This window comes from Devosia sp. RR2S18 (genome assembly GCF_030177755.1).
Taxonomy (GTDB): Bacteria; Pseudomonadota; Alphaproteobacteria; order Rhizobiales; family Devosiaceae; genus Devosia; species Devosia rhizosphaerae.
On record NZ_CP126539.1, the window covers coordinates 607923 to 621930 of the forward strand.

At 61.5% G+C, this 14008-nt stretch carries 9 protein-coding genes and 1 pseudogene; 8 read left to right on the top strand and 2 right to left on the bottom strand.

Annotation, left to right across the window (positions count from 1 at the left end):
* Positions 1–117: 117 nt before the first annotated feature.
* Entirely contained in the window at positions 118–2760 is a 2643-nt protein-coding gene (gene mobF, locus QOV41_RS03075) for a MobF family relaxase (RefSeq protein ID WP_284579439.1), read from the bottom strand.
* A 245-nt stretch (positions 2761–3005) separates the two neighbouring features.
* On the opposite strand from mobF, the gene QOV41_RS03080 reads away from it, so the two are divergent.
* From QOV41_RS03080 to QOV41_RS03115, 8 genes and pseudogenes are all read left to right on the top strand, one after another.
* On the top strand, positions 3006–3845 hold the full coding sequence (locus QOV41_RS03080) for a hypothetical protein (protein ID WP_284579441.1): 840 nt from the start codon (positions 3006–3008) through the stop codon (positions 3843–3845).
* 151 nt (positions 3846–3996) lie between these two features.
* Positions 3997–4362, top strand: coding sequence for a hypothetical protein (locus QOV41_RS03085; protein ID WP_284579442.1), 366 nt, complete (start codon positions 3997–3999; stop codon positions 4360–4362).
* Positions 4349–6064 carry a type IV secretory system conjugative DNA transfer family protein gene (locus tag QOV41_RS03090; protein ID WP_284579444.1) on the top strand — a complete coding sequence of 572 codons (1716 nt, stop codon included), beginning with the start codon at positions 4349–4351 and terminating at the stop codon, positions 6062–6064. The genes QOV41_RS03085 and QOV41_RS03090 overlap by 14 nt, the downstream gene beginning before the upstream one ends.
* Before the next feature lie 563 nt (positions 6065–6627).
* A complete protein-coding gene (locus tag QOV41_RS03095; RefSeq protein WP_284579445.1) occupies positions 6628–6798 on the top strand; it encodes a hypothetical protein in 171 nt (56 codons plus the stop codon).
* A 172-nt stretch (positions 6799–6970) separates the two neighbouring features.
* Positions 6971–7909, top strand: coding sequence for an ArdC family protein (locus QOV41_RS03100; RefSeq protein ID WP_284579446.1), 939 nt, complete (start codon positions 6971–6973; stop codon positions 7907–7909).
* 122 nt (positions 7910–8031) lie between these two features.
* A pseudogene (locus tag QOV41_RS03105) lies at positions 8032–10133 on the top strand (ParB/RepB/Spo0J family partition protein).
* A 62-nt stretch (positions 10134–10195) separates the two neighbouring features.
* Positions 10196–11254: a DUF7146 domain-containing protein gene (locus QOV41_RS03110; RefSeq protein ID WP_415926764.1), complete on the top strand. Its 1059-nt coding sequence runs from the start codon at positions 10196–10198 to the stop codon at positions 11252–11254.
* A 312-nt stretch (positions 11255–11566) separates the two neighbouring features.
* A complete protein-coding gene (locus QOV41_RS03115; RefSeq protein ID WP_284579450.1) occupies positions 11567–12502 on the top strand; it encodes a DUF2493 domain-containing protein in 936 nt (311 codons plus the stop codon).
* Positions 12503–12602: 100 nt separating this feature from the next.
* Here QOV41_RS03115 and QOV41_RS03120 read toward each other — a convergent pair whose 3' ends face one another.
* A complete protein-coding gene (locus tag QOV41_RS03120) occupies positions 12603–13805 on the bottom strand; it encodes an IS256 family transposase (RefSeq protein ID WP_284577339.1) in 1203 nt (400 codons plus the stop codon).
* Positions 13806–14008: the final 203 nt, after the last annotated feature.

The following is a 14008-nucleotide window of genomic DNA, read 5'->3' on the forward strand; positions in this document are numbered from 1 at the left end:
ACCGGGACATGCTCGGTCCAACAGTCAACCACAGTCGGTGCCCCGGTCGGGTTGACCGCCAGTGCTTTCGCTGTTTCTGATCCCGGAACTTGCGAGCGAGATGGGTTGAGCGCGCGCTTACTCACGGGAAAGCTCCCGCGACGGCGTTCTGACCAGCTTGGTTTCAGCGACCCGATCGACTTGCTGCGTCGGCTTCAGATAGTCGAGCGTCGACACCTTCAACCTTGAGGTGCTGAACGCGGAACTCAGAACGGAGAGGCGCTCGTCGTCATCGACAGCACGTCCTCGCTCACTCAACAACCGCTTTGCTTTGACATGAACGTCGAGTGCCTTGCGGTCCACAAACAGATGGGTAGCCTCGCGGGCACGGCTCGCCGCGACAAAGATGTCGTGCCGGTCCATACTTGGCTCGGCCAGAACGAAGGCCTGCTCTGTGGTCAGCCCCTGCGCGCCGTAGCAGGTGGTCGCATAGGCATGGACGAGCTGCAGGCGGGCCTTGTCGTCGGAGTACTCCTCTGGGGAGAACCGCACCTTGCGGGAGCCGACCTTGACAACGATCTCGGTCTGATCGAGGCCGGTTCGGTCCACCTGCACAACTGTTCCGATGGTGCCGTTGATGACGCCCAGGGCATCATTGCGCTGCAGGAAGCGCACTGAATCGCCCCGTGCCAACGCAATGCTATGGGTTTGTCCGGAGGGGGTGGTCGCCTCGAATGCCGTTTCGGAGCTGGTGTCGATCTCGCCTCTGGCACGGAGTAGGGCTCGGGCCGCAGCGTTAAGCGCCAGCACTTGCCGGTTGGACTTGGCGATCATCAGCGCCGTGCCTTCACCATGCTGTGCGCAGTGCCGGTCCCAGGCGTTTGCGAGCTGAGTCACCGTCTCTCGGGGACTGGCGCAAAGGTGAAGGTTGTCGTGTTGGGAAAACGCTGCGAGAGCGTCTGGCGCCTTGCCCTGGCCGAGGGCGGTTACGGCTTCTCGCGCCCACTGATGGCGTTGGCGCACAATGGTGTCGACGCGCTCGACGCCAAGTGCATCGGCCACGATGCGCAAACCTGGGCCGCCGATCGGCTGCAATTGCCGGCGATCACCAATCAAGCGGACAGCGACCTGGCGTCCGGCTCGCCGAGCACTTTCCACCTCTACGAGCAGGCGGTCCATCTGCTTGCTGGTCATCAGACCTGCTTCGTCTACCAGCAGCACTGTCTTATCAGTGAGGAACTCTTGGTCGTGCTCAGCGCGGGCAATCCAACTGTCCACGGCTCGAGATTCGATACCGAGATCATCATGAAGCTGATTGGCGATCTTCCAGGCAGTTGAAGCGCCAATCACGCGCCAGCCGTGATCCTGCCAAACCTGCGCAACCGGCGCCAGCAGAGTGGTCTTGCCCACTCCAGGGCCGCCTTCGATGATAGACAATGCTCTTGCCGCGCACGCGCTGCGTGCGGCGGCGGCTTGTTCGGGATTAAGGCCGAACGATCCCAGGAGTTCTTCGACGCGATTGACCGGCGGCGGTTCGACTGCGATGGCGGCGATGTGCTCGGCTCGGGCAAACAATCCCTGCTCAAGCGCGATCACCTCAGGCGTCGAATAGATCGCGTGACCCCAGGCATCCTCAGCGAGTGTGACGACACGGCCCTCCCTTTCGAGACGGGCGAGAGCGTCCGCCAAAGAGAAGGTGCCGTTGTCCTCGACCAGAGCCGCTGCCACCGCGGCAACCAGATGCCGGCGCTCGAAGGTACTCGCGCGGTCCGTCAGTTGCGCAAGGACGTCATTGAGCAGCGTGCTTGCAGGGTCTGCTTCATCAAGGGTCCGATCCAGATCAATGGATCGGTCCAACTTCCAGGTACGCGCTCGCTCCACGATCTGCTCGGGCGCATGCCCAAGCTCGCGGCACTTATCGCGCCAGAACTCATGGCGCTCGATACCCTCAATTTGCCGCTTGGACTGGCGCGTGCTGAGTGCCTTGGCCGCAGCCAAGGCTGGAGCGTCGGCAGTTGTGATACCCAGTTCGGCAAGTTCATCGGTGATTTCTTGGCGCCGCGCCGAAAAATAGGCGCAGAGCTCAGGGTCAACGCCGGCCACCTCGAAGATGCCGTTTGATCCGGTCACCTCGATACCGAAGCCCAGCTCGCGCAAACCCTGAGCGAGGGCCCTGTGGTAGAGCGCGCCAGCGGCCATCTTCCACGCGAACAGAACTCTGCCGTCGATACGGCCAACACTGCCGTCGGCCCGTGTGGCCAGTGACAAGCAAATAGCGTGCGTGTGCAGGGCACAATCCGCGAACGTCTGGCCGTCGCTATGCAGCGCCGGGCGCGCCTCGCCATGCTGGAAAGCGGCAACGCTGAGCGAGACCTTCTCTAACTGCTGCCCGCCGTGGCCGCGCCGGCAGAAGGCGGCGTTTTCATCGAGCATTCTGATGGCGGTTTGCACCGCACCCTGTTGAACCGCTTCCAGTTGCTCACGCAGTTCGCCGCCGGCGATGCCCCAGAGCAGGGACATCGACTTGGGGCTGGAAAAGGTGATGTCGTAGCCGCCGACCTGCTCGACGCGATTGCCGTCGTTGGTGAGCAGGGAGCGCCCGTTTTCATCGAGCGCTCCATGAAGGCGCTCGAAGAGCTCTGCTTGCACCACTTGACCGGCTGTGATGCCGAAATCTGTTCCACCGACCCAGATGCCCTGTGGTTCGCGGTCGTCCAGATAGTATTCTGTGCGGCTCAGATAATACTGTGCTGTGGTGCCGGCTGCGATGCTCGCGACCATGAAGACCTCCGAATTGGAGGATCTCCACTAAGCCTATCCATCGCTCGGTAGCGCGGAAGCCAATTCGCAGATCGCTAAGCTCCGATGACGTTTGACAGGAAGGGTCAGTCGTTGCGCGCCCTCCGAGGAGTGGCGCCGCCGGGTCCCAAAAACCTGCGAATTGGCTTCCGCGCTACACGGTTGGAAATACTGCTTTGCTGGGGGCACTCGAACTCGGATTCGAGAGTAACCAGGAGTTATCGACCATGGCTCAAAAGCCAACCAAGATGAGCGTGTCCCTGCCGGCACTGCTCTGCGCCATCAGCCAGGAATCGGCTGTCGGCAAGACTACCTTCATGACTGTGCTCGCAGACGTCTTGACGCTTGCAAGCCAGCCTTACGTCGTCTTCCAGGCAGACGACAAGCCCCGGCTCCAGCAGATGCTGGGTACCCGCGTCGTCGATCTCCAGCCTGATCCCGATCTCCTGCTCACCCAGCCTTCGTTGCTGCGAACCGCCTACACCCCGCTCTATTCTGCATGCGAGCAGGCGCGAAAGACCGGCACCTCAGTGCTGCTCGACGGTGGTGCCCGGGAAGTTGAAAGGCTCGCTGGGTTCTTCACCGATATCGAGCTCAGTGCAGATCTCGACACCTGGAAGCTGCCCATGTTGGCCGCGGTTCCAGTGCAGGCAGACCCCGAGTCCATTCTCGGCGCAGCCATGACCTGGCGACGCATGACCGAAGCTGTCCCGAACGTTCGTCTAGTGCTGGTGGAGAATCTCCATGACCGTGGCCGGATTGAGCAACTGAGCGCTTCAAGTCCGGCACGGCGGCTGTTCGAATCCGAACTGTTGCCGCTGGTGGCTGGATCTCCGCGGCTCGTCATGCCGGCGCTCCTGACCGACTTCTGGCAACCCTTTGAGGAATCCGGCACGCGCTTTCTCAAGGTGATGGCGCTCGAGGCGGAAGAAGGCGCCGCAATGTTCGGCATGAACACCGGCGAGTTCAAGCTGGCACGGGGTCAAGTCACCCGCTTCTTCAAGCATATGCAAGCGCAGATCGAGAGCATTCTGGTGCTTGCCGCAAAGGGGAACGGCGATGTCTGACAACCCTGACAATGGAGCAAAGGGAGCGCCGGGGACACCCCCGGCGCTTCCCTCCGATGCGGACGTTGCCCGCAACGACCGCGAAGCTCGCCTGGAGATTGGGCGGAGGGCCCGCAGGATGGCAGCTCGGTGCATCGAGGAGGGTGCTCCCGTGAGCCCGAGGGTGCTGCGGACCCTGGGACCTGCAGGTCAGGCCTATTTCTTCAAGGTTCTGCGCAGGCAGCTGGACAGTCAATTCAAGACGGTCCAGGAGGCGGCCGCTAAATCCGAAAACCAGAACGCTGCAACGGCTCCAAGATCCGACAGCGGGGCACCCTTGCTGATTAGCGCCGAAACCTGGTCGGATCAGCGCCAGAAGGAACGGTCCAGGTACGGAATGCGAGCGGTGAAAGTCGGCTTGTACGTCGCGCTTACCCTCACCCTCGCAGCCAGTACCCTTTTGCACTTCCATCAAGATCGAGAGCTCCTCAACGCGCTCATCGGCTTCCTGCAAGGAATTTCTCATGTGCTTCGATAAGCTCAACGTCGGCTTTACGCCGCGCAAGCATCCCGCCAACGCCGTGCTTGCAAGCCTGATCTGGTCCGTCATCTTCGCTACGATCGCCTTCGCTGCCCTTATGCTGGCGGTCCCTATCTACGACGTCTGGGGAAAGAGTCATGCTCCCTCCGCATCCCTGCGGGTGCTTGAGCAGTACTGGCGTGGAGAGATCGACGACGCCTTCTGGTTCCGCCTCCACCTGGCGCTCCTTATCGGGGGCATCGCCGGCATTGTCGTGGGCGTTCAGTTCTGGCGGACAACGCCCGTCTCCGAACCCTTCCGGCTGCTCAATCCGGCCGACCCCAAGATCCACTACGAGGAAGCCGCCGAGATTGCGCTGAAGCGGGCTTTTGCCAGGGACGCAGGAGCCAAGTCCGGGCGAGGCATCTTCATCGCCCCATTCATTGCCCTGACCGACCGGCTGGAGCGCAAGAACATTCTCATCGCGGGCGCCACCGGGTCGGGTAAGTCCAATATCGGCTTTGCATTGGCAGAACAGGCCATTGAGCGCGGCGATGTAGTTGTTCTGCATTGCACCAAGGGTGATGTCACAAGGGCTTTCAGGACGGAAGACATCGTCCTGCTTTCCCCTGCTCATCGGGATGGTTGGGCCTGGGACATCGGCGCCGATATCGACGGTCGCGCTGCGGCTGCCGAGTTCGCTGTAGCCGTGATCGAGGAGGCCAAGGAGTCGTTCTTCTCCAACACCGCCCGGTTGGTTCTCATCGACATGATCGTCGCCCTGATTGAACAACGAGGAAAGCGATGGGGACCGCGCCAGCTACTTGAGGTGGTGCTCTCTGAGCATCAGGCAATTGTTGAGATGATTGGCAAGCTCGACCTCAATGCCAGCCCACTGATCACCACGGGCAATCCCGACGAGCTCTCGCGCACCATGGAAAGTGTCCTTGCCACGCTGATTTCGGGAGCTCTGACGACCTTGCGGCCCATGGCTTATGCGTGGAGCAGGTTGCCGCGTAGCCGCCGCTTTTCCATCAAAGCTATGCTGTCGCCCGGTTGGAAGGGGCCGAAGGTTCTGATCGTGCAGTCGCACCCTGCCTTCGAGGTTCTGTCCACAACTGTCTGCGGCGGGGTGCTGCGGCGCATTTGCCAGCAGGTTGCCGCTCCACGCTCTAAGGGAACCATTGTCCCCAGGGTCACCATGGTACTCGACGAATTTTACTCTCTGGGGCGCATCGAAAAGATGGACAAGAGCCTTTCCGTTGCTCGCGAGCAGGGGCTTGCAGTGACAATTCTGCTCCAACACTTAGGGCAACTGGGCATTTACCGAGAAGAGGCGTCGGCGCTCCAGAGCCTGTTCCAGATCAAGATTTTCGGCAAGCAGGAGACAGGAGAAGCAACGACAGCGCTCTCAACGATGCTCGGCAATCGGCGGATTGCGGTGACCGAAGAGAACCGCTTGCCCGAAGCGAATGACAAGCGCAAGTATGTCTCGCATACCCTCGAATATCCGGTGTTTTCACCAGCGCAGTTCGCCGGTGAACTGGGTAACTTCTATCCCGGCACACCAGCTGAGATCATCCGAGCGCTACTGATCTACAACGGAAATGCACATCGGATCGACTGGCCACCAACTCAGTGGCAAGCTCAGAGCGAGGGCTTTGTCGAAGCCGCATGGACCAAAACAGTGCAGCGAACGCAAGACACCCATACCAGTTAAAAGGTATCAAGGAGCATCGGGGGACCCGGTGCTCCACTGCCTTATCCCCGTACACCGGCTGCGGAGAATTGCTCTCCTCCAGTCCGTTCTCGCTGACAACAGCGCTTTGCTCAATGGCATTCTATCGCAGGGCAGTTGTTTTTCGTCCGCATTCCCAGCTTGCTGCGTGCCTCGCCGTATAGCCGTCGCGGCTGCTTTTGCGTCCCCATGCGGCCGCCCGGTTCGTCGCACTTGGGGGCTTCACTGCTATGGTCCCATAGGTCATGGGTTTCCAGGCGGATAGCTGCACCCCTCTACCGGCTTGCCTATCAGGTCCTGCTTACCTGGTGGGCTCCCGTTTCCAGCGTCTCTGCATTCACCACGCTAGGCCCGTGCTGAGGCGGCACCCCGCTCTCCTTGTGCTACCTAGTCCCTTCACCGGATTTTCGATCAACCCACAAGAGGTCCGCTACGCCTGCGTCCGGCCGGAACAGCTAGGCCGTTCCGGTGATCGCATCCGGCTCATGAACACTTCGGGCGCTGTCGAGCGGGGATGGACCTCGCCAAAGCACAGGAACCCGACAATGTCGCACGATATCAATCTCGTCCGGAGAGCTGCCTGGCACCTCGCCAAAACCTTGATGGTCTCCGTGGTCCTTTTTCGAGCCGGTAGCGAGTTCGCGATCATGGAAGCTAGAGACTATGACGGCGACGAGGCCGCCATTCTTGAGGAATTTGATCCGTTCAAGTCGTGAAAGGATTTGGCCGGAGCAGAGCTCCGGCTTCTTTTACCGCCCAGGTGAAAGGTGGTTGGCTGGGACACTTGCGGTGGGCTTCGCGGCAGGGAGTGAGAGAATTGCAGTGCTATCCGTGACGGTGTGGAAGGCGCGAGAGCGACTTGCGCCTGCCCGTCGCGGAGCCTTCCCAATGTCACAAGCCAAACCAGCTTCCCGCCAGGACCGGAGCAACATCTATGCGGAGATCACCGACACCATCATCGCCGAACTGGAGGCCGGGCGATTCCCCTGGGTTCAACCCTGGGGTAAGCCAGGGTCGTTGTCATCGCTCGATCTGCCGCGGAACGCCACCACCAACCGCCCCTATTCCGGCATCAATGTCTTGATTCTCTGGGGCGCGGTGTTTGAGGGCGGCTATGCCAAGCAAAGCTGGCTGACCTTTCGCCAGGCGCATGCCCTGGGGGGCAGCGTGCGCAAAGGCGAACGTGGTACGACTGTCGTTTATGCCAGCCGGTTCATCCCGGGGGAGAACCGTAGAGCTGTTCGGCCAAGCGAAGAGGGGCGCGGTATCCCCTTTCTCAAGCGCTTCACCGTGTTCAATATAGAACAATGCGACGGATTGCCTGCCGATATCGCCGTAGCGGCGCCGCGGCTTCCGCCGGACCTTATCGTACCTGCCGCTGAAATGTTAATAGACGCCACTGCCGCGGACTTTCGTATCGGCGGCGCCAGAGCGTACTACAGTCCCAGCCATGATTTCGTGCAGGTTCCACCGCCTCAGGCTTTTTTCGAGCCAATCAACTGGCACCGAACCGCCTTTCATGAGCTGGGCCACTGGACCGGCCACGGCTCTCGGCTGAAGCGGGATCTTACCGGCTCCTTTGGCTCGAAGAGCTATGCTCGCGAGGAGCTTGTCGCGGAGATCACCGGCGCCTTCGTCTGCGCTTCGCTCGGCATCATCCCAACCGTCCGGCACGCCGACTATGTTGGTGCCTGGCTCGAGCTCCTGCGAGAAGACGATCGGGCCATTGTCCGCGCTGCTAGCGCAGCGTCCAAGGCAGCCGACTATTTGATGGCCTTCCTGCCAGCTGCCGAGTCTTCGAGCCGCGCCGTAGGGCAGGCGGCCTGAAATGCCTAGCCCTTCACCCGGCGCCGATGGCAGGCAGAGGGAGAGGTCGGCGGGGGATTGAGTGACGGGAATAGGAGGTCGGGAGAGAGGCTCCCGGCCAGCCCGTCCGGAGATCCAAACAGATGGCGAACTCGGTTCAGAAGATTACCCTCAGCGCCTCGCGAGACATTCCATTCAATCAACTGGTGTTGAGCCAGGCCAATGTCCGTCAGGTCAAGGCAGGCCTGTCCATCGAGCAGCTGGCCGAAAGCATTGCCCAGCGCACGCTCCTGCAGAGCCTCAGCGTGCGGGCCATCGTTGACGGGGAGGGCAAAGAGACCGGCATGTTCGAAGTTCCAGCAGGTGGGCGGCGCTTCCGCGCCCTGGAACTGTTGGTCAAGCAGAAGCGCATGAGCAAGTCCCAGCCTGTGCCATGTGTCATTCGGGACAGCGGCATTGCCGAAGATGACTCCCTGGCTGAAAACATCGAGCGGGCGGACCTGCACCCCCTCGATCAGTTCCGCGCCTTCCTCAAGCTCAAGGAGAAAGGCCTGGGGGAAGAAGAGATTGCCGCCCGTCAGTTCGTCAGCGTCGCCGTCGTCAAGCAGCGCCTCAAGCTTGCAGCGGTTTCGCCGCGCCTGCTCGAGCTTTATGCAGAAGGCGAGATGACTCTCGAGCAGCTGATGGCTTTCACGGTCAGCCATGACCATGATCGACAGCAACAAGTATGGGCGGCCATTGCCGCCGGTTGGAACAAGCAGCCATACTACATCAAGCGGATGTTAACGGAGGGGGCGATCCGAGCTGACGACCGCCGAGCACTCTATGTTGGGGTCGGTGCATATGAGGCCGCTGGTGGCACCATCGTTCGTGATCTCTTCGAGCCCGACAATGGTGGATGGCTCCAAGAACCATCCTTGCTCGAGACCTTGGCTCGCGAGAAGCTCGAGCGTGAGGCCGAGGCAATCAAAACTGAGGGGTGGCTCTGGGTGGAAGCTGCACTCGACTTCCCCTACGGACATGCCGATGGCCTGCGTTCGCTCTGGGGTGAGGCAACCGACCTGACCGCTGACGAGCGCGCCGCACGGGAGGCTCTCAAGGACGAGTATGAACGTTTGCAGGAACAGTATGCCGGTGCTGACGACCTCCCCGAAGTAGTCGATCAGCGCTTAGGCGAAATCGAGACGGCTCTCGACAAACTCGATAACCGTCCACTGCGCTACGACCCCGAGGAAATAGGCCGAGCTGGCGTGTTCATCAGTCTTGATGCTGATGGCTCTGCTCGGGTCGAGCGCGGTTTCGTCCGTCCGGAGGACGAAGTGAGGCCAAGTGACGATAACGGCGATAGCCAGGAGCCGAACGGCGGTGCCGAGCCGGGGGGAGTGGACGAACCAGGCCCCGACCGCTTGGCGGCGAGGTCGAAGGCTCGATATCGCCTGGCGCCACAGAGGACGACGACGACGCCGTTCGCCCGCACTCGGATCGACTGCTGCTGGAGCTTACGGCCTTCAGGACGTTGGCCTTGCGGGATGCGCTTGCCAATGAGCCGAGCGCGGCCTTTCTCACCATGCTGCATGGTTTGTGCCTGCAGGTTTTCTATCCCCACCAAAGTCAGGAAACCTGTCTAGAGCTGAGCCTGAGAAGCACCACCCTGCAGTCGCAGGCTCCAGCGCTGGGCGACACTTTGCCAGCCAAAGCCATCGCTGCGCGACATGGCGCCTGGCAAGCCCAGTTGCCCACCGATCCCAAGGGCTTGTGGGCGGCTGTATCTGAACTCGACACCGACAGCCGCCACATGCTGTTCGCCCATTGCGTGTCGCTCGGGATCAATGCTCAGCACGAGCCATGGAACCGCAACTCGGGCCGGCAGCGGAGTGCCAGCAACGTTGCGCGCGCTGCATCACTCGATATGAGCGCAGCAGGTTGGATGCCGACTGCCGAAAACTACTTCGGTCGCGTTTCGAAGGCCCGAATTCTCGACGCGGTTCGCCAGGGCAAGGACGAGCGGTCCGCGCAACGCATCGAACACCTGAAGAAGGCGGAGATGGCAGTGGAAGCTGAGCGCCTGCTCAGCGGCACCGGTTGGTTGCCTGAGCCCATGCGCACCCCGGCCGAGGAGCCGGTCGAGATCATCGCCGTGCCCCCGTGCGGTGAGGAGGAATTCGAGATTCCCGCCAGATCGGATGAGGGTCAGAATGAGGACGAGATCGATCCCGAAGTCATGCATGGGGTTGCCGCCGAGTGACATCTTCCAGCACCGGAGCGCCAAGCGCTCCGGTGTGCCCACTTCACGCGAGTACTGCTATGCTGGAAAAACTGACAGCGGCGGCGCTGGCGCAGGCGCTTGCGCACCGTGCCGAGCCAGTGTGCCGCCACTATCTGTCGAACGGTACCAAAGCCGGGCGATACTGGACAGTCGGAAACGTCGGCAACGTGCCTGGACGCTCCCTCTACGTCCGACTGAGTGGGCCGCTTTCTGGCCCAGGTGCGGCGGGGAAGTGGCGGGACGCCCAAACTGGCGAACATGGCGATCTTTTGGACCTGATCGCTCAGGTATGCGGTTTGACCAAGTTCGGGGAGATCGCTGCCGAAGCGCATCGCTTCCTTGGCACTGCGGAACTACCTACCGAAACGAGTAAGGCTGGCCATATTCGCGCCACCACTGGGTCGGCCGAAGCTGCGCGTCGTCTTTTTGCCCGGGCGCAATCGATCGAAGGAACCCTTGGAGAGCGGTATCTGCGAGGGCGTGGAATCACCCATTTGGGTGGAGCCTCCATGCTCCGCTTCCATCCGAGCTGCTTTCATCGCGATCATACCGGCACAATGACGCGGCTTCCCGCCCTTGTCGCCGCAATCACTGACAATGCCGGAAACGTCACCGGTGTGCACCGCACCTGGCTCAGCCCGGACGGTACGGGCAAAGCTCAGGTTAAGACGCCCAGGCGTGCTATGGGTCAGCTTCTCGGGAATGGCGTGCGCTTTGGTTTTTCAACTGACACTCCTGCGCCCACGATGGTGGCTGGCGAGGGGCTTGAAACCATGTTGTCGCTTCGAACCGTATTGCCCTCCATGCCGATGATTGCAGGGCTTTCTGCCGGACATTTGGGGGCGCTCATTTTGCCCCATGGTGTGCGGCAACTTTATCTTGCTGGCGACAATGACCAAGCCGGTCGGGCCGGGATGGAGCGTCTGCGACAGAACGCAGGCGGATCGGGCCTTGAGGTCTTGGTGCTACGGCCCCAGCTGGGCGACTTCAACGACGATCTGCGACGCCTGGGAACTGACGTCCTGCGCAGGTCAGTTGTGGATCAACTCGCGCCACAGGACCGGGCATTCGCCGTTCTCTCCCCAAACACGGCTCTCTGAAATCCCGTGTGCCTAAGCTCGCTGCGCCAAATCAAGCCCAAGGGTCAGCCTTTGCTTGCGTGTCATACCCGTGAGTGGCCTTCCAGCAAGCGATCGCGCCGCAATCGGCTGGGACTGCAATGGCGAAGGGCAAGTGTTTTCCGCCGGACCCTGCGGGCCCTTTGCATCGCCAGGCAAAACACCTGCCCTTCGTCATCCTCCGCCGCGCTCCGGCCGGCGCGTTCGCTTGCCGGTGCAGGCCCATCTTGATGGCGGCCAAAGGGATCGCATGGAAGGCCGCAACGGTACGGCCTGCAGCAAAGGAGCTTCATCATGATGTTCGATCTTTCCGAAGCAAACGAGCCCGACCATCTCCAATCCCCGACCAGCCGCGTCACCAGTGATCTCGAGCTCTACGGCTATCGGCCAACCCGCGAGGAGCATGATCATCGCCCACTGCCCGATGATCAGACTGTCACCGGCACGCTCGCCGAAATGTTCGATGTCCTTAGCGCGGCCCTGACCGACACCTGTCTCGAACCCGAACTCGAAAACCTGCTCTGGTCCACAGTCAACACCTTCCACCGCACAGTCGATCGCATGCAGCGCCAGCTCGACCGCAACGAGGACGCACAGAAACGCAGTCAGCTTGAGCAGGATGGTTCCGAGGTAAAGTCCGTTGCCCTCGAGCATCTCATCGAGGAGGGGCAACTCCTTTCGGAGCGGCGGGACAGCATGGAGTTCTTCCGCGACACAGCCGCTGAGCTCTTCGAGATGCGCACAGGCTCGGCCTGGCGTCCCCGTGCTGGCTCCATGATCAACCACAAGCATCTCACCGCAGCCCTTATCGACAGCCGGGACTATCTTGCGGCCAAGCGGCGCGCGGAAACCCTGCCGCTCCTCCAGCCAGGAACAAGGATTGCCTTTGCCGGTGGGCTCGACTGTAATGACCACCAGAAGATCTGGGATGTGCTCGACAAGGTCCGGGCAAAACACGCTGACATGGTGCTGCTGCATGGCGGCAACCCCCGCGGAGCAGAACGAATTGCGGCTTCATGGGCAGAAAACCGCAAGGTTGTGCAAATTACCTTCAAGCCGGACTGGACCCGGCACGCCAAGGCGGCACCCTTTAAGCGTAACGACCAGCTGCTCGCCACCTTGCCGACAGGTGTGATCGTGTTCCCCGGTTCAGGCATCACCGACAACCTGGTCGACAAGGCTCGCCAGCTCGGCATCCCGGTTTGGAAGTTCGGAGAGGGGCGCGCATAGCGCCCCTTATCTTCCACTGCGCCTGCAAGATAGGATCGTGTCCTTCGGCGTGGTGTAACTGAGGCAGGGCCTCCACGCATATCCGGCTTGGCCGGGTTGGTCAGCGTGCGGGGACTGCCGGCAGGCTGACGAGGGGATCATCGCTCAAATGGGCAACGGATTCCAGCGACATGTATCTGGCGCGCTGCACAGCCCACTCATCGTTTTGCTCGAGCAGGATGGCGCCCACGAGCCGGACGATGGCATCCTCGTTGGGGAAGATGCCCACCACCTCGGTCCGGCGCTTCACCTCGCCATTGACCCGTTCTATCGGGTTGTTCGAGTGAAGCTTGGCCCGATGCTCCTTGGGGAAGCTCATATAGGCGAGGACGTCGTGCTCGGCCTCATCCATGATGGTGGCGAGCTTGGGCACGCGAGTGCGGATCTGGTCGGCAACGGCGCGCCATTGGATACTTGCGGCCTCAGGGGTCTCCTGGGCGAAGGCTGTAGCGATAAAGGCGCTGGCCACCCGGCGACCGCTCTTGCCAGCATGAGCAAGGACGTTGCGCATGAAGTGAACCCGGCAGCGTTGCCAGGTTGCACAAAGGACCTTGGTGACAGCCGCCTTGATGCCTTCATGAGCATCGGAGATGACCAGCTTCACGCCTCGTAGGCCGCGGCGGGTCAGCTTGCGCAGGAACTCGGTCCAGATCGCCTCGGCTTCCGAGGTGCCGATCTCCATGCCCAGCACCTCGCGTCTACCATCGGCGTTGACGCCGATAGCCATGATGGCAGCCACCGAGACAATGCGGCCACCCCGGCGCACCTTGAGGTAGGTGGCGTCGATCCACAGATAGGGCCAATCGCCCTCGATCGGTCGGTCCAGGAACGCTTTAACCTTACCGTCGATCTCCTCGCATAGCCGGCTCACCTGGCTTTTGGAGATGCCGCTCATGCCCATGGCCTTGACCAGGTCATCTACCGAGCGGGTGGAAATGCCTTGGATGTAGGCTTCTTGGATCACTGCCGTCAGCGCCTTCTCCGCCATCCGGCGCGGCTCAAGAAAGCCAGGGAAGTAGCTGCCCTTGCGCAGCTTGGGGATGCGCAGCTCGACTGTGCCGGCTCGTGTCTCCCAGTCCCGTTCGCGGTAGCCATTGCGCTGGACCCGCCGCTCAGTGCTCTTCTCGCCATAAGCGGCGCCGGTGGCAGCGCTAACCTCCAGCTCCATCAACCGTTCAGCAGCAAAGCCAATCATCTCGCGCAGAATATCGGCGTCGGGGGTCTTCTCTACCAGCGTGCGCAGGTTCATCATCGAGTCGGTCATCGGTGGTCCTTCAGGTGCAGGGTTGGGGTAAGCAACCAGACCTTACCGGAAATCCGTCGATGACCACCCAGCCGCTCGCTCGCTACGGCGCTCGTAATGGCGCGCTCGCGAGCGGCTTGACCAGCTCAGTTACACCACGTCGCGGGACACGACCCAAGATAGCGAACAGCCGTTTCGCGTCCCCACCGGTGAAGCCGATCCAT